We start from the raw sequence: 19,585 nt of genomic DNA, 5'->3' as shown, positions 1-19,585 counted from the left end.
AGTTAGTCCTACAGGGGCGCTCGCGGATTTTTTCCGCCGGCGCCCTTGTGCGTTAAAGCGAATCCCATGAACGTAGAAGAGTTTTACCAGCACGCGCTGCAGAAGCGTGATTTCAAGGCCGATGCCGCCCAGCGGCGCGCGGTCGACCGCCTGCAGCTGTGCTATGACGAGTGGGTGGCCTACAAGGGCCAGCGCTCGAGCACCTTCAAGCGCCTGCTGAACCGTCCTGCCGTGCCGAAAGGCGTGTACATGTGGGGTGGGGTGGGGCGCGGCAAATCGTTCCTGATGGACAGTTTTTACTCGGTCGTGCCCCTGGTGCGCAAGACGCGCCTGCACTTCCACGAATTCATGCGCGGCGTGCACCAGCAGCTCGATGAATTGAAAGGCGTGGCCGACCCGCTCGACGAGGTGGCCAAGCGCATCGCCAAGAAATACCGTTTGATCTGTTTCGATGAATTCCACGTCTCCGACATCGCCGACGCGATGATCCTGTACAACCTGCTGTCGGCCCTGTTCGCCAATGGCGTGTCCTTCATCATGACTTCGAATTACGACCCGGACCTGCTGTATCCGGATGGCTTGCACCGCGACCGCATGCTGCCGACCATCGCGCTGCTCAAGGACAAGCTCGACGTGATGAACGTGGACGCCGGCGTCGATTACCGCGGCCGCGCGCTGGAGCAGGTGGAAAGCTACTACACGCCGCTCGGCGCGGACACCGACAAGGCCCTGCGCGACGCTTACACGCGCATCGCCGAGACAGCCGACGAAGACGCGCGCATCCGCATCGAGAGCCGCGAAATCCATTGCCTGCGCCGCGCCGGCGGCATCATCTGGTTCGATTTCGCCACCCTGTGCGGCGGTCCCCGCTCGCAAAATGATTACCTGGAAATCGCCAGCCGCTTCCATACGGTGATATTGTCCGGCATACCGGCCATGTCGGCGGCGCAGTCGTCCGAAGCGCGCCGCTTTACGTGGCTGATCGATGTGTTTTATGACCAGAAGGTGAAGCTGATCATGTCAGCCGAAGTGCCGCCGGATGAGCTGTACACGAACGGCATGCTGGCCAATGAGTTTCACCGCACCGTTTCGCGTATCATCGAGATGCAATCGCGCGAATACATGGAAAAAGAACAGCGCGGCGCGGCCGACGCGATCGTTTGAGGCAGGGATAAGGAACATGATGGCAAATACACTATACAAGCTGGGCGCGGCGCTGGGCCTTGCCTTGGCGTTGTCCGCCTGCGCGCATCAGGGTAGCGCAGCATTGGATGAGGTCGGCGCGCCGCAGGTGCCCGCCACCTTGTCGGTGGAAGAAGCGGATGCCAAGCTGAAGCAGTCGGCCAGCGAGCGCGAGGCGGCGGAAAATGAGTTTGCCGCGCGCGAACTCGAGTGCTACAACAAGTTTTTCGTGAATAACTGCCTGGACCAGGCCAAGGAAAAGCGCCGCCTGATCCTCGTGCGCCTGCGTGCCGTCGACGCGGAAGCGAATTACTTCAAGCGGGCCGAATCCGTGCGCCTGCGCGATATCGACCTGGCCCGGACGCAGGAAAGTGCGCGCCTGGATGCCGAGCAGCGCGCCGCGGCCGTGCCCAAGCCCGTGAAAGTGGTCGCGCCCGAGCCGGCGCCACCGAAGGCGCAAGGCAAGAGCGTGGCCGAGCGCGAAGCCGAGCACGCGGCGAAGATGGCGAAACAGGCCGCCGCCGATGCCGCCGAAGCGCCGCGCCGCGCGGCCCGTGAAGCGCAGTATGCGAAAAAACAGGCGGATGCCGTGGCGCGTCAGAAACGCGTGGCGCAACGCCTGGCCGAGCGCCAGGCCGAAGCGCAGGCTAAGGCTGCCAAGGCGGCTGCCGCCGCTGCCAGCACGCCGGCCGTGGCTGTGCCTGTGCCGCCTGCCAAATAAGACCTGCCGCGCAGGGGGCATGCCGGAAATGGCGTGCCCTAACGCGCGCGGCAGGTTAAACTACGCACGATGGCTGCCTGTGTACGCTGCGCGCGCCGGTTTCCCATTACTGTTACCAACACTGCCTGGAACGCAACACATGAGCGATGCACAGCAAATAGAGCGGCGCCTGATTGAACTCAACGTGGAACACCGCGACCTCGATGCCGTCATCGAGTTGCTGATACTCGATGGCCACCATGACGAGCTGCAGCTGCGCCGCCTGAAAAAGCGCAAATTGCAATTGAAGGATCACATCACCTTGCTGAAAATGCAGTTGGTGCCCGACGTTCCCGCCTGAGGGGCGCCAGTAGCGTCCAGTCCAGCCTTCACCTAAGTATATTTTGACCGATCACAATTTATTGCCCGCAAGTCCAGATGGCCAGCCTGCCGATCTGCCAGCCGAACCCCAGGCGGCGCCTGGCAAGCATGATGCCGACATCGAGCGCCTGTTTGGCGCCGGCGGCCCGCTCGGTCCGGCGGTGGGCAGCTACAAGCCGCGCCGTTCGCAAACGGAGATGGCGAAAGCCATCGCCAGCGCCATCGACAGCCAGACGACCCTGATCGCCGAGGCCGGCACGGGCACCGGCAAGACCTTTGCCTACCTGGTACCGGCCCTGATGTGGGGCGGCAAGACCATTGTATCCACCGGTACCAAGAACTTGCAGGATCAATTGTTCCTGCGCGATATACCCACCGTGCGCGCCGCGCTGCAGGCGCCCGTTTCCGTCGCCTTGCTGAAAGGCCGCTCGAACTACGTCTGCCATTACCACCTGGAACGCACCCTGCAAAACGGCCGCATGACGTCGCGCGACGACGTGGGCCATCTGCGCGAAATCTCGCGCTTCATCAAGATGACCAGCTCGGGCGACAAGGCGGAACTGACCAAGGTGCCGGAAAACGCCATGATCTGGAACCTGGTGACGTCCACGCGCGACACCTGCATGGGCGCCGAGTGCCAGTATTACCAGGATTGTTTCGTCATGAAGGCCCGCAAGGAAGCCCAGCAGGCCGACGTCGTGGTGGTCAACCACCACCTGTTCTTTGCCGACGTGGCCCTGAAGGACACGGGCGTGGCGGAATTGCTGCCATCGGCCAACACCATCATCTTCGATGAGGCGCACCAGCTGCCCGATACGGCCACTTTATTCTTTGGCAATACGGTATCGACCTCGCAAATCCTGGAACTGTGCCGCGACGTGCTGGCCGAAGGGTTGGCGCATGCGCGCGGCATCGACTGGGCCAAGACGGTCACGGTGGTGGAAAAGGCGGCGCGCGACCTGCGTTTGACCTTCCCGCAGGATATCGTGCGCCTGTCCCTGCCGCAGATCGCCCCGTCGAGCGATTTCTTCCCCGCGCTCGACACACTCAAGGATGAGCTCGACGGCATGGTGGCCGTGCTGGAAACCCAGGCGGAACGGGCGGAAACCCTGGAACAGTGCAGGGTGCGCGGCGTCGAACTGGCGCAGCAGCTGAGCGGCTGGAAGTTCGATCCGAAGGCCAAGGTAGCGGCTGGCGAAGAAGCCGTGTTCTGGGTGGAAGCGTTTTCCAGTTCCTTGCAGTTGCATAAAACGCCATTGTCGATCGCACCGATCTTCAACAACCAGCGCGAAGGCACGCCGCGCAGCTGGATTTTCACGTCCGCCACCCTGGCCGTGAAAAACGATTTCAAGCATTTTTCCGAACAGATGGGTTTGACGGGCGAACCGTCGCATACGTGGCCGAGTCCGTTCGACTATGGCCAGCAAGGCTTGCTGTTCGTGCCGCAAAACCTGCCGCAACCGAACTCGCTGGGCTACACGGATGCCGTCATCGACTGCGCCCTGCCCATCATCGAGGCGGCGGGCGGGCGCACCTTCTTCCTGTGCACCACCTTGCGCGCCGTCAAGCGGGCCGCCGAGCGCCTGGCCGACGAATTCAAGCAGCGCGGTCTGAACTTCCCCCTGTTCGTACAGGGAGAAAAGGGCCGCACGGAATTGCTGGACCAGTTCCGCGCGGCCGGCAATGGCGTGCTGATCGGTAGCCAGAGCTTCTGGGAAGGCGTCGACGTGCGCGGCGATGCCTTATCCCTGGTGATCATCGACAAGCTGCCGTTCGCGCCGCCCGACGATCCCGTGCTGGCCGCGCGCATCGAAGTGATGGAAAAGCAGGGCAAGAATGGATTCATGCACCACTCGCTGCCGGAGGCCATCATCAACCTGAAGCAGGGTGCGGGCCGCCTGATCCGCGACGAGGGCGACCGTGGCGTGCTGATGATCTGCGATCCGCGCCTCATTTCCAAGCCGTACGGCAAGCGCATCTGGCAAAGCCTGCCGCCGTTCAAGCGCACGCGCGACACCGCCGAAGTGGTGGAGTTCTTCCGCAGCCTGCCCGCCAAGGGCGCTTAAGCCCGGCTTGCCGGCGCCGTCCGCGCGCCGGCGTATTTCTCTTTGTTATCAAGCGAGTAGCGTTTTATGCGCGGCGCCGCCTTGCGCGCCTGGCATGCCAGAAATCGGCGCGATCACGCCAGTTTCTGGCTTTTTTCTGCATGTCCAGGACGCCAGACACATCTTTGTGCCAGCGCAAACAGGCTTGTTGCCGAGCGGTCTACAGTGAGCTCATGCCTTGCAGGATCAAGGCGCGGCGATGGCAGGCCGCACGGGGAACAGGGGGATGCCATGGAGATCCGCTACGGCTGTTTCTTGAGCTACGCGCACGGCCAGTATGCGTTCATGAACAAGTTCAAGAATGACCTCATCGAGGCGCTGGCGTGCTATCTGGAGCCGCACCTGGACCGCGAGGAAGTCCTGTTCATCGACAGCGAGCAGCTGGGTGGCGGCGACGATATCGACCTGCGCGTGGCGCGCGCCATGTGCCAGAGCGTCTGCATGATCGTGCTGTACACGCCCAAATATGAAGCGCACGGCTATACGCGGCGCGAATTTGCCGCCATGCAGCTGATCGAACAGGAGCGGCGCGCCTGGTATGAACTGCCCAGCCACTTGATCATCCCCATCATCATGACGCGCCATCCGGACGGCTTGCCGCCGCAAATCACGGAGTCGGGCCTGTATGTCGATTTTTCCGGCTACACCCTGGCCAGCGGCGACCTGAAATCGAATCCGCAATACCTGCCCGATATCGAACGCATCGTGCAGCGCATCGCCACGCATTACCACTTGCTCAAGCGGTCAACACCGCCCGGCCACGATTGCAGCCGTTTCGTGTTGCCCGATATTCCACCGGAATGGCGCGCCATTCCGCCTCCCCACTTTCCGCGTTAATCACGTAAAAGGTCCTGTCATGGAATGCCAACGCCTCTCCCTGCCGCCTTTGAGCGCCCCTGGCGAAGTCGTCACCTTCTATTCCTACAAGGGCGGTACCGGCCGCACCATGGCCCTGTCGAACATCGCCGTCCTGCTGGCGCGCCGTGAAAACGCCAGCGTGCCCGTGCTGATGCTGGACTGGGACATGGAAGCGCCGGGCCTGCACCATTATTTCGAGCAGCACGAGGAGCGGCCGGGCGTGCTCGAGTTCTTCGAAGCGTGCCGCCAGCAGCTTGAGCGCATCAGCCTGGAAACGGCGGGCGGACGCGCCGGCGGGCAGGCCAGGGGGCGCGAAGATGGGGGGGGCGAGGACGCGGCGCTGGCCCAGCGCGTGCTCGACGCCATCGACTGGCAGCAGTACGTGGTGCGCGTCGACCAGGGCAGCCCGCTGTACCTGATGCGCGCGGGACGCTTCGACGCCAGCTACAGCGAGCGCCTGGCGCAGATGCGCTGGGATCAGCTGTTCGACACGTGCCCGGCCCTGTTCCGCTGCTTCGCCGATACCCTGGCCCAGCATTTCCGCTATGTGCTGGTCGATTCGCGCACGGGACGCACGGACAGCGCCGGCATCTGCACCACCTTGCTGCCGAAAAAACTGGTGGTGGTCTTCACGCCGAACCGGCAAAGTCTGGAAGGCGTCGATGCGCTCGTCACGCGGGCCATCGAGTACCGCCGCAGCCATGAAGACGAACAGCGTCCGCTGCTCGTGTACCCCTTGCCCTCGCGCATAGAAATGGGCGATGGCGCGCAGCGCGCCGAGTGGCGCCGCGGCGACGCGCACAAGGGCATCGCCGGCTTCCAGCCCATGTTCGAGCGCCTGCTGCGCGCTTCCTACGGCTTGCCGCAGATCGCCCTCGACAGCTATTTCGACGAAGTCCAGCTGCAGCAGACGAAAACCTTTGCCTACGGCGAGCAGCTGGCCGTGCGCATCGACCAGGGCGGCGACCGTTTTTCCCTCACGCGCACCTTCGAAGCGTTTTTGCACTGGCTGACGGGCGGCTACTTCCCCTGGCAATCGAGCCGTGAAATCGCCTTGCTGGGGGCCATCAGCGAAGCGCGCCAGGCCTTGCTGGCCGAACCGGGCCGCGCCGTGGCCCTGCCGCTGGCGCGCGACCTGGCCCGTCTGGGCGAGCTGTACCGCAAGGATGGACGCAGCGGGCAGGCGCTCGACGCCTTCCGCCAGAGCGTCGAGATCCGCGTGCGCCTGCTGGGCGAGGAGCATCCCGACAGCCTGGCGTGCAAGAGCGGCATGGCGCGCCTGCTGCGCCAGCTGGGCAAGTTCGATGAAGCCCGCTTCCTGGAAGAGGACGTGCTCGACGTGCGCGAGCGCGTGCTGGGCGGCGAGCATCCCGATACTCTGGCTGCCCGCGCCTGCCTGGCGAAAACCCTGTTGCTGCAGGGGGAGCTGGCGGCGGCGCTGTTGCTGCAGGATGCCGTGCTGGCAAGCCATGCGCGCCAGCTGGGCGGCGAGCATCCGCTGACCCTGGAAGCGATGGATGGCCGCGCCGCCACCTTGCTGCGCATGGGCCGGCTGGCGCAGGCGCAGCAAGTGCTGTCCACGGTGGTGGCGGCGCGCGAGCGCCTGTTTGGCGCCGAGCATGGCGATACCTTGCGCAGCAAGCTGGCCCTGGCGCAGGCATTGGGGCGCGAAGGCGACCTGGAAGGGGCGCGGCGCCTGTTCGCTGCCGTGCTGCAGGCGCAGGAGCGGCGCCTGGGCAGCGACCATGCGGCCACCCTGGCCACGCGCGACTTGCTGGCCGATATCGTGGCCGGGCAGGGCGACTGGGCCGGCGCGCGCCAGTTGCATGAAGACCAGGTGGCGGCGCGCGAGCGCACGCGCGGGCTCGACCATCCGGAAACCCTGATGAGCCAGCGCAAGCTGGCCGAGGCGCTGCTGCGGCGCGGTGAACTCGATGCGGCGCGCAGCGTGCAGGAGCAGGTACTGGAAGTGCATGCGCGCCTGCTGGGCGAAGACCACCTCGATACCTTGCACAGCAAGACGCAATTGGCCGGCACCCTGCAGCAGCAGGGCGACAGCGCGGCCGCGCGCCTGCTGGAAGACGCCGTGCTCAGCGGCAGCGACCGGCTCTTGAACGCGCCCGTCACGGGGCATGCGGACAGCGTGCTGGACGGCGCGCGGCATTTGCAGGAAACCATCCTGGCCGGCCGCGCCAACGGGCACGAAGGGGCCGAGCCGGATACCCTGGCCAGCATGATCTCGATGTTGCAAGGCATGATAGAACGCGAACAGTATGCGCAGGCGGGCGAACTGGCCGAACATCTGAAGTCCTGCCTGCTGCGCCCGGGCGTACCGGGCAAGCTGCGCAGGCGCGGCATGGCGCAGCTGAAAAGAATGTACAAATTACAAGGCGACCTGAATGCCTTGCTGGCCTTGCAGGAAGATGAAGTGCAGGCGCTGGAAGGGGCGTTGTCGGAAGCGCGCATCGAGCAGCGCTGATGCGGCGCGCCATGTCCGCGCGGCAGCACAAATAATGCTGTCTATCGGCGTGCGGCATGCGCAGTGTTGGCATCGCTTCGGGTAAAATCCCGTTATGAGAATTCTTATCAGTAACGACGACGGTTACCTGGCGCCAGGCCTGGCGGCCCTGGCCGACGCGCTCGCACCCATTGCCGACATCGTCGTGGTGGCGCCCGACAGCAACCGTTCGGGCGCATCCAATTCGCTGTCCCTGGACCGGCCCTTGTCCGTGCACAAGGCCGCCAACGGCTTTTACTTCGTCAACGGCACGCCCACCGATTGCGTGCACGTGGCGCTGACGGGCATGCTCATCGAGCGCCCCGACCTGGTGGTCTCCGGCATCAACAACGGCCCCAACATGGGCGACGACACCCTGTATTCGGGTACCGTGGCGGCCGCCACGGAAGGCTATCTGTTCGGCATTCCCGCCATCGCCTTTTCCCAGTCGCAGTTCGGCTGGGCCAACCTGGACGCGGCCGCCCGCGTGGCCAGGGAAATCGTCGAGCGCCAGTTTGACGCCCTGCAGAAACCGTATCTGCTGAACGTGAATATCCCGGCCATCCCTTACGAGCAAATGCAAGGCGTGGTGGCCACGCGCCTGGGCAAGCGCCATTCGGCCGAGCCCGTGATACGCGCGCTCGACCCCCGTGGCCGTGAAATCTTCTGGATCGGTCCTGCCGGCGCGGCCAAGGAAGGCGGTCCGGGCACGGACTTCCATGCCGTTGAGCATGGACAAGTATCGATCACGCCGCTGCAGATCGACCTGACCCATACCACCCAACTCGATGCACTGGCAAAAGGCCTGGCATGAGCGCTCACTATGACCGATAAGCCGCGTACCTTCCCCCTGTCCCTCGATTCGCTGGCCGGCAAGCCCGCCAGGCAGGGCGGGGGACAGTCGCTGGCCCAGTCCAGGATCGCCACGCCGCAGACGGCCACGCAGAATGCGGCGCAAAACGCGGCGCGGGGCGTGGCGCAGCCGTACGGCACGCACGCGGCCATCGCGCCGTCGCGCGCCCAGGCCATCGCCAATGAGCGGGCGCAGCCTGCGGTGGTATCGCCGCCGCGACAAAACCCGCTCGTCTCGGAGGCCGTGCGCCGGGCCATGGTAGCCCGCGTGGCGAAGCAGGGCGTCAAGGACCAGGTGGTGCTCGACGCCCTGCAAGCCGTGCCGCGCCACATGTTCATGGACGAGGCGCTGGCGTCGCAGGCGTATATCGACGCCTCCTTGCCCATCGGCCACCACCAGACCATTTCGCAGCCGTACATCGTGGCGCGCATGATCGAAGTGATGCGCCAGGGCGGCAGCCTGCAGCGCGTGCTGGAAATCGGCACGGGCTGCGGCTACCAGGCGGCAGTGCTGTCGTTGGTGGCGAAAGAGGTGTATTCGATCGAGCGCATCCGGCCCCTGCACGAGCTGGCGAAGGCCAATCTGCGTCCGCTGCGCGTGTCAAATCTGCGCTTGCAGTACGGAGATGGTATGCTTGGCCTGCCGCAGGCGGCGCCCTTCGACGGGATCATCCTTGCCGCAGCCGGCCTGGAAGTCCCGCAAGCCCTGCTGGAACAGCTGGCGCCCGGCGGGCGTCTGGTTGCGCCGGTGGGGGCTAAATTGCAACACTTACAACTCATTACCCGGGTGGGGAAAATGGAATGGACTAGCCAAACCCTGGAAGATTGCCATTTCGTACCTTTGCGCCCGGGCACCATATGATCCCCGGATCAGCTAGCAAGCAGGACATACAATTACATGCGAATGATTAAGAAAAGTAACATACTTCTATGTGGCATCACCTTGGCCGCGCTGTTGAGCGGTTGCGGCACCACGGGCGTCCAGGCGCCCGTCGTGGAGCGCCAGCCATCGAGCAGCAGCGCCGCAGCCAGCGATCCGCGCGACCGCGACCCGGCTTATTACACGGTCAAGCGTGGCGACACCCTGTTGCGTATCGCCCTCGAGTACGGGCAGAATTACCGCGACCTGGTGGCCTGGAATGACTTGAGCAACCCGAACGACATCAAGGTCGACCAGGTGCTGCGCGTGTTGCCGCCAAATGGCGACACGGGCGGCGCGCAAACGTCGGCCATCGTCATGCCGCCGGTGACGGAAGTCAAGCCGGCCGCGCCTGTCGTGCCGAAGAAAACGGGCCCGCGCGGCGAGAAGCGCGCGTACTCCGACGCCACCCTGGCCGAATTGCGCGCCGATGGCGGCAGCAGCGACGTCAAGCCTGCGCCGGCCCCGGCGGCAGCCGTCGCCACCGCACCGGCCGCCGCCGCGGCAGCCCCAGCGGCATCGGCGCCCGGCGACGAGAAAATCAGCTGGATGTGGCCTTCCGAAGGCAAGGTCATCGGCACTTTCGACGAAGGCAAGAACAAGGGCGTGGATATCGCCGGCAAGGCGGGCCAGCAGGTGGTGGCCGCCGGCGCGGGAAAAGTCATGTATGCCGGGAGCGGAATCCGTGGTTATGGTAATCTTGTCATCGTGAAGCACAGTAATAGTTTATTGTCGGCGTATGCGCATAACCGCAGCATCCTGGTGAAGGAAGGGCAGAACGTCAACAAAGGCCAGGCCATCGCCGAAATGGGCGATTCCGATGCCGATCGCGTGAAGCTGCACTTTGAAATCCGCCAGCAGGGCAAGCCTGTCGACCCTTCGAAATTCCTGCCTAACCGTTAGGTAAAGCAATGACACACGCGCCGCACGATCAGCTGGACGATGACCCGGACCCCCCGGAAGACGGGGCAGACGAAGTCGTGACGGACGATGTCGGCGAACTCGACGGCATTGACGCCGTCGACGCGGGCGAGGGCGGCGAGGTGGCCAGCGTCAGCGTGCTGGTCGAAAGTGTCGATGAACTGAAAAAAGTGCTGGCGGCCGAGCTGTCGACCGATACCACGCAGCACTATCTGAACCAGATCGGCACGCGGCCTCTGCTGACGGCGGCGCAAGAGGTCCATTACGCCACCCTCGCCAAGCAGGGCAATTTCGAAGCCCGGCAAACCATGATCGAGCACAACCTGCGCCTGGTCGTGTCGATCGCCAAGCATTACATCAACCGCGGCGTGGTGTTGCTCGACATGATCGAGGAGGGCAACATCGGCCTGATGCGGGCCATCGACAAGTTCGAGCCCGAGCGCGGTTTCCGTTTTTCCACCTACGCCACCTGGTGGATACGCCAGAGCATCGAGCGCGCCATCATGAATCAGGCGCGCACGGTGCGCCTGCCCGTGCACATGGTGCGCGAACTGAATCAAATTCTGCGCGGCAAGTACCACCTGGAAGCCCAGCACCACGATGGCAAGGATGCCACGGCGGAAGACATCGCCCACCTGGTGGGCCGACCCGTGGAAGAGGTGCAGGATATCCTGGCCCTGTCCGAGCACGCTACTTCGCTCGATGCGCCGCTCGACAACGACCCGCAATCGTCGCTGATGGACATGTTGCCCGGCGCCAGCGAAGACGGTCCTGACGCGCGCGCGGAGCACCATGAAATGACGGTGCTGGTGCGCGACTGGCTGACCAAGCTGCCCGACAAGCAGCGCGTGGTCATCATGCGCCGTTTCGGCCTCGACAACGACGATCCTGCCACCCTGGAAACCCTGGCCGAGGAAATGGGCGTGACGCGCGAGCGCGTGCGCCAGATTCAGCAAGAGGCCTTGATCAAGCTCAAACGGGCTATGGCCGCGCGCGGCGTCGTGCGCGACTCCTTACTGTAGCAAGTCTGATAAAACGCCCATGGCGGCGTTGCATGGCCTTGCCGTACTGTCGTACTGTCTTCGGCCACGCGCCTTGCCCTGCGCATTTTCTCAGGCTTGCTGCCCGGTGCGGGCTTGAGCGGCTTTTGCCTGTCGCGATCTGCTATCATACGCCCCGCTCGCGGCGCCTGACCTTTCCCCCATTCTTTCAAGTTCCAGCGCGGCCCTGCGTCCCTGGCCCACTCTTACCTATTGATCGCTATGCAAGAAAATATCATCGAAATCAAATCGCTCGACATGGACGCCCGTGGCGTTGGCCATATTGAGAACGAAGACGGCTCGCCGGGCAAGGTTGTGTTTGTCGAAGGCGCGTTGCCGGGCGAGCGCGTCAGCTTTGTGACGTTCAAGAAAAAGAAGAACTGGGAAATGGCCCGCATGACGGCGCTGCACCGCGAATCGTCGATGCGCGTGACGCCCAAGTGCAAGCATTTCGACAATTGCGGCGGCTGCTCGATGCAGCACCTGGAGCCGTCGGCGCAGGTGGCGATCAAGCAGCGCGTGCTGGAAGATAATCTGTGGCATATCGGCAAGGTGCGTCCGCAAAGCATCATGCGCCCCATGTATGGCCCGACCTGGGGCTACCGCTACCGCGCGCGCCTGTCCGTGCGCCACGTCAAGAAGAAGGACGCCGTGCTGGTGGGCTTCCATGAAAAGAAATCGGCTTTCGTTGCCGACATGGATAGCTGCGAGATCTTGCCGCCACACATCTCGGCCATGCTGCTGCCGCTGCGTGGATTGATTGCTTCGCTGTCGATCTTCGACCAGATGCCGCAGATCGAACTGGCCGTGGGCGAAGACGTGACCGCCATGGTCTTGCGCATCATGGCGCCGTTGACGGCGGATGACGAAACGAAATTGAAGGCCTTTGCCGACGAATACGGCGTGCAATGGTGGTTGCAAGTCAAGGGGCCGGAAACGGCCGTGCCGTTCTATCCGCTGGACAAGCAATTGCATTACCTGCTGCCGGAATTCGGCGTCAAGATGCCGTTCAAGCCCGTCGATTTTACGCAGGTGAACCACCACATCAACCGCGTGCTGGTGTCGAAAGCCTTGCGCCTGCTGGAAGTGCAGCCGACAGACCGCGTGGCCGACCTGTTCTGCGGCCTGGGCAATTTCACCTTGCCGCTGGCCACGCAGGGCAGCGAGGTGGTTGGTATCGAAGGCAGCACCACCCTGACGGAGCGGGCGCTGGAAAACGCGCTGGCCAATGGCCTGGCGGAAAAAACCTCGTTCTCGACGCGCAACCTGTTCGAAGTGACGACGGACGACCTGATCGCGCTGGGCAAGTTCGACCGCATCCTCGTCGACCCGCCGCGCGATGGCGCCATGGCCCTGTGCCAGGCGCTGGTCGGCCTGTCGCAAGTGCGTCCGGACCTGCTGCCGAAACGCATCGTCTACGTCTCGTGCAGCCCGTCGACCCTGGCGCGCGACGCCGGCATCCTGGCGCTGGAAGCCGGCTATGTGCTGAGCAAGGCGGGCGTGGTGAACATGTTCCCGCATACGTCGCACGTGGAGTCGATGGCGGTATTTGATTTGCCTCAATAAGTAGTGCCGCGCGGCGGGTGGCCAGGCAGGCACCCGCCGCTGCCGCGTTCAGCGGCGCCGCGAGCTCCCCCAATACCACTTACAGCGTGTTATAAAACTGGTCTGTATTTTCCCGATCCAGCGTCTTTTTACATCCTTCCTCTGCCGTTTTTTCATTGTCCAGTAGGACAACACGCCATTTGCCTCCGCCGCTGCGCTTCTTGCACAAAGTGGTATTGCCCACTTTGAGGCCACTTCAAAACCACTTGACCGCCTATTTTTTCAGCAGCATGCTGTTCTTGCAACTGCAAAAAACAAAATCACAGGGTAGCTCTTCATTGAAGCAAAGTGGTATTTCCGCAAACCTGAACAGGAGACAACGTGGAAAATTTAATACTCAAAAAAACGATCAGGAACATGATGGTATGTCTGGCCAGCGGTGGCGTGCTGGCGGCATGCGGCGGTGGCGGCGGTGACGCCGGCGCGCCGGCTGGGTCGCAATTGCTGGCGACCAGTACGGTGGTCGCTTGCGTGCCGTGGCAAGAAGGCGGCACCTATAACGCGGGCACGGTGGTCACCTACCTGGGCGCCAACTATACGGCCCTGGTGACGCAGACGGATCACGTGGGCTCGGGTTGGAATCCCGTTTCCACGCCGAGCCTGTGGAGTGCCGGCGGCACCTGCGACGGTGGCACCACGCCGACGCCGACTCCCACCCCAACGCCGACTCCAACGCCAACCCCGACCCCGGCGCCTACGCCGAATCCGACGCCCACTCCGACACCCACGCCAACCGGCGGCACCTGCGCGCTGGCGTGGGTGGCCGGCACGGCTTACAGCGCGGGCGCCACCGTCAGCTATGCGGGCACGAATTACCGCGCCAACTACTGGACGCAGGGCGACAATCCGTCGACCAGCAGCGGCGCCGCCGGCACGGGCAAGCCGTGGACCAGCCTGGAGATCTGCAGTACCACGCCGACACCGACACCTACTCCAACCCCGACGCCAACGCCGACGCCAACGCCAACGCCAACGCCTACTCCAACACCTACTCCGACGCCAACGCCGACGCCAACGCCAACGCCAACGGGCCGCGAAGTCGGCTCCTATTTTGCGCAGTGGGGCGTGTATGGCCGCGACTATGAAGTGGCGAACGTGCACACGAGCGGCGTGGCCGACAAGCTGACCTTCATCAACTATGCCTTCGGCAACATCTATCCGAAAAACGGCGGCTATGAATGCGCCATGATCACCAAGACGGAGCCGGGGGCGACGAATCCGAATTCGCCGGACGCGGGCACGGGCGGCGATGCCGAGGCCGACTACATCCGCACGCCGAAGCGCACCGTCGATGGCCAGGCGATTCCTTGGGATGCACCGTTGTCGGGCAACTTCCTGCAGCTGAGAAAACTCAAGGCGGCGCACCCGAACCTGAAATTGTTCATCTCGCTGGGCGGCTGGAGCTGGTCGAAGAACTTCTCCGTCGGTTCGGCCACGGATGCGCTGCGCAAGCAGATGGTACGTTCCTGCATCGATATCTACATCAAGGGCAACCTGCCGGTGCAGGGCGGTCGCGGTGGCGTGGGCGCGGCGGCCAACATCTTTGATGGCATCGACATCGACTGGGAATATCCGGTCGGCGGCGGCCAGCCGTACAACACGGTCAGCCCCAACGACAAGCGCAACTTCACCTTGCTGATGGCGGAATTCCGCAGCCAGCTCGATGCGCTCGGTGCAGCCAACGGCAAGCGCTACCTGTTGACGGCCGCTGTCGGTGCCGGCAAGGACAAGATCGACAACACGGAACCGGCCCTGTACTCGCAGTACATGGATTGGATCAACCTGATGACCTACGACTTCCACGGCGGCTGGGAAAACAGCACCAACTTCAACGCCCAGCTGTTTGCCGATCCTGCCGATCCGTCGACGGGCATGGCACGTGAATACGTGGGTGACAAGGCGGTGCAGTACATGATTGCCGCCGGCGTGCCGCGCGACAAGCTGCTGCTGGGCATACCGTTCTACGGTCGCGGCTGGACGGGCGTGGCGCCGGGGCCGAATGGCGATGGCCTGTACCAGGCGGCCACGGGCACGGCGCCGGGCACGTACGAGTCGGGCATCGAGGACTATAAAATCCTCGTGGCCAAGGCTGGCACGCGCTACTACCATCCCGTGACCAAGCAGCTGTACCTGTACACGGGTGCAGGTGGCCAGTGGTGGAGCTATGATGACCCGACCGTCATCGGCACCAAGGTGAAATATGTGAAGGACCAGGGCTTGCGCGGCGCGTTCTCGTGGGAACTCGATGGCGACGCGAATGGCGTGCTGGCAACCGAGGTGTGGAAGGTGCGGTAATACTGCGCTAGAGTAGGAGGCGGCCGGGCGGCATACGCTGCCCGGCCGCTTGTTCACATAAAAAACAGGAGACGGGCGATGGCGGCGGTATCGACATTCGGAGTCAAGCAGAAAGAACAGCAGCCGGAACAGGAGCTGAGCCGCGAATGGCGCAGCTGGATCGCGGAAAACCTCATGCTGGGCAGCCACCCGTCGGCGCTGATGCCGGTGCTGCAAAAGGCAGGCATTACGGAGCCCCTGGCGCGCCGCGAAGTGGAGCTGGCGCTGCAGAGTCCCTACCTGGCCGGCGCCGTGCGCCTGTCGAACCGGCTGGCCAAGCGCGACTGGGTGATCGACATCCAGCGCAAGCTGAACCAGTTGCGTCCACCCGAGATTCCCCGCCGCGAGAAACTGACGGCGCACGAGTTCCTGACGGAGTTCTATTCCACCAACCAGCCCGTGATCATCACGGGCATGATGGACGATTGGCCCGCCATGGCCAAGTGGAGCCCGGCCTATTTCCGCGAGCATTACGCGCAGCGCGAAGTGGAAGTGCAGTTCGGCCGCGAGGCGGATGCGCAGTACGAAATGAACAGCGTGGCCCACAAGCGCAAGATGGCGTTTGGCGAGTACGCCAGCCTGGTCGAGGGCAGCGGCGCGACCAACGATTTCTACATGACGGCGAATAACAATTCGCAGAACCGGCAGGCGCTGCGCGAGCTGTGGGACGATATCGGCCAGCTGCCCGAATACCTGGAGCAGAGTGGCGGCCCCACGGGTTTTTTATGGTTTGGCCCGGCCGGCACGGTGACGCCATTCCACCACGACCTGACGAACAACTTCATGGCGCAGGTACAAGGGCGCAAGCGGCTGCGCATCATGGCCGCCTGCGAGGTGGCGCGGGTGTACAACCAGCGCCACTGTTTTACGCCCATCGACGGGCGCGATATCGACCTGCAGCGCTATCCGCTGATGGCGGACGTGCAGGTGCGCGAATGCGTGCTGGCGCCGGGCGAGATACTGTTCCTGCCCGTCGGCTGCTGGCATTTCGTCGAAGCGCTCGACATATCGATGACGGTGGCGTTTACCAATTTCAAATGGGATAACGATTTTTACAGCAAGTATCCGCCGAATCACGACTTTTGATCGTGGGCTAAGCTGCCGCGAACAGCCGCCGTACAGGCGGCTTTTTTCATGCTTCAGAGCGTTTCGTGCAAAAAATATTTCCATGAAAAAATTGATTCAAATCATTTCACAGCAAATATTTTGATATGAATGGCCATGATGTTTCATTATCCAGATGGCGATGGCGGGCGGATAATTTTATGGCTGGCGCGGCGCCGGGCCGCGGAGTGGACTCGCCGGCGCGCCAGCACCGACAACCATCTGGAGGCGGCAGGGCATGAACACGCAGCACACGACACAAGCATCTATGCAGTTGCAGCACACATCGAGAATCACGCTGGACACGCGGCTGACGCGCGAGGCGGCCGAGCTGCTGGCGAAGGCCGACATCCATTTGAATGGCCGCGCCGCCTGGGACATGCAGCTGCGCAAACCTGGCGTACCGGAGCGCGCCTTCGCCAGCGGCAACCTTGGTTTGGGCGAAGCGTACATGGATGGCGACTGGGATGCGAACCAGCTTGACGAATTCTTTTGCCATTTGCTGCGCGCCAGGGTGGCCGACGACGTGCGCCCCATGCGCCTGGCCTTCCATGCGCTGACCGCGCGCCTGTTCAACCTGCAGACGGAACGCCGCGCCTGGATGGTGGGCAAGGAGCACTACGACCTGGGCAATGCCTTCTATGCGGCCATGCTCGATCCGCGCATGACGTATACCTGCGGCTACTGGAAGGATGCCGGCAACCTGGCCGAGGCGCAGGAAGCCAAGCTCGATCTGATCTGCCGCAAGCTGCGCCTGGAACCGGGCATGCGCGTGCTCGATATCGGCTGCGGCTGGGGCAGCTTCATGCGCTATGCGGCGGAGAAATACCAGGTGCGGTGCGTGGGCGTGACGATCTCGAAGGAGCAGGCAGAATATGCGCGCGGCATGCCGGGCGGCGAGCACCTGGACTTCCGCCTGCAGGACTACCGCGACACGGATGAAAAATTCGACCGCATCGTCAGCATCGGCATGTTCGAGCACGTGGGGCACAAGAACCACCGCACCTTCATGGAAGTGGCGCACCGCTGCCTGGAAGACGACGGTCTGTTCCTGCTGCACACGATCGGCAAGAACAAGCGCCATTCCACGTGCGATCCGTGGATCGATAAATACATCTTCCCGAATGGCGACTTGCCGTCGCTCGGCCAGATCGGCGACGCCATCGATGATCTGTTCGTGGCCGAGGACTTGCATAACTTCGGCGCCGACTACGACAAGACCCTGATGGCCTGGCATGCGAATTTCGAGCAGGCGTGGCCGCGCTTTGCCGCCCAGCTGGGCGAGCGCTTCCACCGCATGTGGTCCTACTATCTGCTGTCCTGCGCCGGCGCCTTCCGCGCGCGCGACCTGCAGCTGTGGCAATGGGTGCTGGCCAAGCAGGGCGTGCTGGGCGGCTACGAGCGTGTCAGTTGAGATGTGCGGCAACTGATATGATGGATTGATGGATATCAATCAAGCGCGTACCTTCCTGGAAGTGGCGTCCTGCGGCAGTTTCATCATGGCCGCTGAACGCATGCACGTGACGCAGACGGCCGTCAGCGCCCGCATCCGCTCGCTGGAGCAGCAACTGGGGCGCCAGCTGTTCGTGCGCAACAAGGCGGGCGCGCGCCTGACGTCGGCCGGCGAGCGCTTCATGCGCCATGCGGCCACCATGGTGCAGGTGTGGGAGCGGGCGCGCCACCAGGTGGCCTTGCCGCCGGGGCGCGACGACGCCGTCAGCATCGGCTGCGAGCTGAGCCTGTGGCAGCCGCTGCTCGGCGACTGGCTGATACGCATGAGCCGCGACTGTCCCCAGATCGCCTTGCGCGCGGAAGTCGACAGCCCCGCGCGCCTGCTCGACGCCGTGCACGACGGCTCGCTGGACCTGGCCGTGCTGTACAACCCGCCGCAGCGCCCGGGTCTGGCCAGCGAATTGCTGGCCGAGGAAAAGCTGGTGATGGTGACCACGCGCGCTGATGGGCAGATGCATGCCGACACGTATGTGTATGTGGACTGGGGCCCCAGCTTCGCGGCCAATCACCAGGCGGCCTACCCGGAGCTGAGCAGCCCGCCCGTCTCGATTTCGCTGGGGCCGCTGGCCCTCGTCTACCTGCTGGACGTGGGCGGGGCCAGTTACTTCCGCATCGGCTCGGCCCAGCCCTACCTCGATGCGGGGCTCTTGCACCGCGTGCGCGACGCGCCCGAATTCTCGCATTCCGCCTACGCCGTGTATGCGGCCCAGCGCGACAACCCGACCCTGGACCGCGCCCGCGCCTGCCTGCTGGAGGTGGCGGAAAGGGGCAAATAGAGGCGACAGACGTAAAAAAGCCGACCCGAGGGTCGGCTTTTATTTTCGTGCGTTAGCGCTTAGTCGCGGCTGCCGCCAGCGAAGCCCAGCAAAGAGAGCAGGCTGGTGAAGATGTTGTACACGTCCAGGTAGATGCGCAGGGTGGCCGAGATGTAGTTGGTCTCGCCGCCGTTGATGATTTGCTGCACGTCATACAGGATGTAGGCCGAGAAGATGGCGATGGCGACCATGGAGATCACGATCGACAGTGCCGACAGGCCCAGGAAAATGTTCGCTACCGATGCCAGGATCAGCACGATCACGCCGGCGAACAGCCATTTGCCCATGGCCGAGAAGTCGCGCTTCGAGACCGTGGCGATCGTCGCCATCACGGCCAGGATGGTGGCCGTGCCGCCGAATGCCGTCATGATCAGCATGCCGCCATTCGAATAGCCCAGGGTACGCGTCAGGATAGGCGTGAGCATCAGGCCCATGAAGAAGGTAAAGCCGAGCAGGACGGCGACGCCGAGGCCCGAGTTCTTGGTCTTCTCAATCGCGTACATGAAGCCGAAAGCGACGGCCATGAAGATGATGAAACCCATGCCGCCGGTCAGCATCGGCAAATGCATTTGCACGCCGATGAAGGCGCCCAGCACGGTCGGGATCATGGACAGCGCCAGCAGCCAGTAAGTGTTGCGCAAGACCTGATGGCGGACTTGCTGCATGCCCCCCGATAGGTCAAAGGTGCGTTGCATGTTCTGATTCATAGTGCCTCCGTGTTGTCAATTCAAATTACTGCTTTACCCAAGGATAGCATGAG

Annotated in this window: 16 protein-coding genes; 15 read left to right on the top strand and 1 reads right to left on the bottom strand. The window is 63.5% G+C overall.

The features are described 5' to 3' along the window. The first annotated feature begins 66 nt into the window (after positions 1-66). The 15 genes from zapE (at position 67) to LSO07_RS21955 (ending at position 18,786) form a co-directional block, all read left to right on the top strand. Positions 67-1,164 (top strand): cell division protein ZapE, encoded by a 1,098-nt coding sequence (gene zapE / locus LSO07_RS22025; RefSeq protein ID WP_034789077.1) that lies wholly within the window; start codon positions 67-69, stop codon positions 1,162-1,164. A 19-nt stretch (positions 1,165-1,183) separates the two neighbouring features. Continuing rightward, positions 1,184-1,903 (top strand): hypothetical protein, encoded by a 720-nt coding sequence (locus LSO07_RS22020; RefSeq protein WP_225317386.1) that lies wholly within the window; start codon positions 1,184-1,186, stop codon positions 1,901-1,903. A gap of 139 nt (positions 1,904-2,042) precedes the next feature. After that, a complete protein-coding gene (locus LSO07_RS22015; RefSeq protein ID WP_034752051.1) occupies positions 2,043-2,243 on the top strand; it encodes a YdcH family protein in 201 nt (66 codons plus the stop codon). A 43-nt stretch (positions 2,244-2,286) separates the two neighbouring features. Then, positions 2,287-4,329, top strand: coding sequence for an ATP-dependent DNA helicase (locus tag LSO07_RS22010; RefSeq protein ID WP_034789073.1), 2,043 nt, complete (start codon positions 2,287-2,289; stop codon positions 4,327-4,329). Positions 4,330-4,599: 270 nt separating this feature from the next. After that, positions 4,600-5,205 carry a toll/interleukin-1 receptor domain-containing protein gene (locus LSO07_RS22005; RefSeq protein WP_034752049.1) on the top strand — a complete coding sequence of 202 codons (606 nt, stop codon included), beginning with the start codon at positions 4,600-4,602 and terminating at the stop codon, positions 5,203-5,205. A 19-nt stretch (positions 5,206-5,224) separates the two neighbouring features. Continuing rightward, complete coding sequence (locus tag LSO07_RS22000) at positions 5,225-7,705, top strand: tetratricopeptide repeat protein (RefSeq protein ID WP_151096570.1); 2,481 nt, start codon at positions 5,225-5,227, stop codon at positions 7,703-7,705. A gap of 94 nt (positions 7,706-7,799) precedes the next feature. Then, positions 7,800-8,537 carry a 5'/3'-nucleotidase SurE gene (gene surE, locus LSO07_RS21995; RefSeq protein ID WP_034789072.1) on the top strand — a complete coding sequence of 246 codons (738 nt, stop codon included), beginning with the start codon at positions 7,800-7,802 and terminating at the stop codon, positions 8,535-8,537. A 9-nt stretch (positions 8,538-8,546) separates the two neighbouring features. Continuing rightward, positions 8,547-9,437 carry a protein-L-isoaspartate(D-aspartate) O-methyltransferase gene (locus LSO07_RS21990; protein ID WP_070254077.1) on the top strand — a complete coding sequence of 297 codons (891 nt, stop codon included), beginning with the start codon at positions 8,547-8,549 and terminating at the stop codon, positions 9,435-9,437. A 42-nt stretch (positions 9,438-9,479) separates the two neighbouring features. After that, positions 9,480-10,397 carry a peptidoglycan DD-metalloendopeptidase family protein gene (locus LSO07_RS21985; RefSeq protein ID WP_151097878.1) on the top strand — a complete coding sequence of 306 codons (918 nt, stop codon included), beginning with the start codon at positions 9,480-9,482 and terminating at the stop codon, positions 10,395-10,397. 8 nt (positions 10,398-10,405) lie between these two features. After that, the gene (gene rpoS, locus LSO07_RS21980) at positions 10,406-11,437 is read left to right on the top strand and encodes an RNA polymerase sigma factor RpoS (protein ID WP_151096569.1); all 1,032 of its coding nucleotides are present in this window, start codon (positions 10,406-10,408) and stop codon (positions 11,435-11,437) included. Positions 11,438-11,677: 240 nt separating this feature from the next. Continuing rightward, complete coding sequence (gene rlmD, locus LSO07_RS21975) at positions 11,678-13,021, top strand: 23S rRNA (uracil(1939)-C(5))-methyltransferase RlmD (protein WP_070282092.1); 1,344 nt, start codon at positions 11,678-11,680, stop codon at positions 13,019-13,021. A gap of 396 nt (positions 13,022-13,417) precedes the next feature. After that, complete coding sequence (locus LSO07_RS21970; RefSeq protein ID WP_263643053.1) at positions 13,418-15,355, top strand: glycosyl hydrolase family 18 protein; 1,938 nt, start codon at positions 13,418-13,420, stop codon at positions 15,353-15,355. A 78-nt stretch (positions 15,356-15,433) separates the two neighbouring features. After that, positions 15,434-16,480, top strand: a complete 1,047-nt coding sequence (locus LSO07_RS21965; protein ID WP_151096568.1) for a cupin-like domain-containing protein — start codon at positions 15,434-15,436, stop codon at positions 16,478-16,480. Between the two features lie 286 nt (positions 16,481-16,766). Next, on the top strand, positions 16,767-17,912 hold the full coding sequence (gene cfa, locus LSO07_RS21960) for a cyclopropane fatty acyl phospholipid synthase (protein ID WP_151097874.1): 1,146 nt from the start codon (positions 16,767-16,769) through the stop codon (positions 17,910-17,912). Positions 17,913-17,940: 28 nt separating this feature from the next. Then, on the top strand, positions 17,941-18,786 hold the full coding sequence (locus LSO07_RS21955; RefSeq protein ID WP_151096567.1) for a LysR family transcriptional regulator: 846 nt from the start codon (positions 17,941-17,943) through the stop codon (positions 18,784-18,786). 59 nt (positions 18,787-18,845) lie between these two features. Here LSO07_RS21955 and LSO07_RS21950 read toward each other — a convergent pair whose 3' ends face one another. Continuing rightward, positions 18,846-19,532 (bottom strand): Bax inhibitor-1/YccA family protein, encoded by a 687-nt coding sequence (locus LSO07_RS21950; protein ID WP_034752039.1) that lies wholly within the window; start codon positions 19,530-19,532, stop codon positions 18,846-18,848. Positions 19,533-19,585: the final 53 nt, after the last annotated feature.

This window comes from Janthinobacterium sp. PLB04, assembly GCF_021165895.1.
GTDB classification, from domain to species: Bacteria; Pseudomonadota; Gammaproteobacteria; order Burkholderiales; family Burkholderiaceae_D; genus Janthinobacterium; species Janthinobacterium lividum.
The sequence above is the reverse complement of the archived record's forward strand: the minus strand, read 5'-3'. Positions and strand labels throughout refer to the sequence as shown.

What these genes read in the sequence shown, in the direction of transcription:
- zapE (WP_034789077.1), top strand. Translation starts at nt 67, where the DNA reads ATGAACGTAGAAGAGTTTTACCAGCACGCGCTGCAGAAGCGTGATTTC.
- LSO07_RS22020 (WP_225317386.1), top strand. Translation starts at nt 1,184, where the DNA reads ATGGCAAATACACTATACAAGCTGGGCGCGGCGCTGGGCCTTGCCTTG.
- LSO07_RS22015 (WP_034752051.1), top strand. Translation starts at nt 2,043, where the DNA reads ATGAGCGATGCACAGCAAATAGAGCGGCGCCTGATTGAACTCAACGTG.
- LSO07_RS22005 (WP_034752049.1), top strand. Translation starts at nt 4,600, where the DNA reads ATGGAGATCCGCTACGGCTGTTTCTTGAGCTACGCGCACGGCCAGTAT.
- LSO07_RS22000 (WP_151096570.1), top strand. Translation starts at nt 5,225, where the DNA reads ATGGAATGCCAACGCCTCTCCCTGCCGCCTTTGAGCGCCCCTGGCGAA.
- surE (WP_034789072.1), top strand. Translation starts at nt 7,800, where the DNA reads ATGAGAATTCTTATCAGTAACGACGACGGTTACCTGGCGCCAGGCCTG.
- LSO07_RS21990 (WP_070254077.1), top strand. Translation starts at nt 8,547, where the DNA reads ATGACCGATAAGCCGCGTACCTTCCCCCTGTCCCTCGATTCGCTGGCC.
- LSO07_RS21985 (WP_151097878.1), top strand. Translation starts at nt 9,480, where the DNA reads ATGATTAAGAAAAGTAACATACTTCTATGTGGCATCACCTTGGCCGCG.
- rpoS (WP_151096569.1), top strand. Translation starts at nt 10,406, where the DNA reads ATGACACACGCGCCGCACGATCAGCTGGACGATGACCCGGACCCCCCG.
- rlmD (WP_070282092.1), top strand. Translation starts at nt 11,678, where the DNA reads ATGCAAGAAAATATCATCGAAATCAAATCGCTCGACATGGACGCCCGT.
- LSO07_RS21970 (WP_263643053.1), top strand. Translation starts at nt 13,418, where the DNA reads ATGATGGTATGTCTGGCCAGCGGTGGCGTGCTGGCGGCATGCGGCGGT.
- LSO07_RS21965 (WP_151096568.1), top strand. Translation starts at nt 15,434, where the DNA reads ATGGCGGCGGTATCGACATTCGGAGTCAAGCAGAAAGAACAGCAGCCG.
- cfa (WP_151097874.1), top strand. Translation starts at nt 16,767, where the DNA reads ATGCAGTTGCAGCACACATCGAGAATCACGCTGGACACGCGGCTGACG.
- LSO07_RS21955 (WP_151096567.1), top strand. Translation starts at nt 17,941, where the DNA reads ATGGATATCAATCAAGCGCGTACCTTCCTGGAAGTGGCGTCCTGCGGC.
- LSO07_RS21950 (WP_034752039.1), bottom strand. Translation starts at nt 19,532, where the DNA reads ATGAATCAGAACATGCAACGCACCTTTGACCTATCGGGGGGCATGCAG.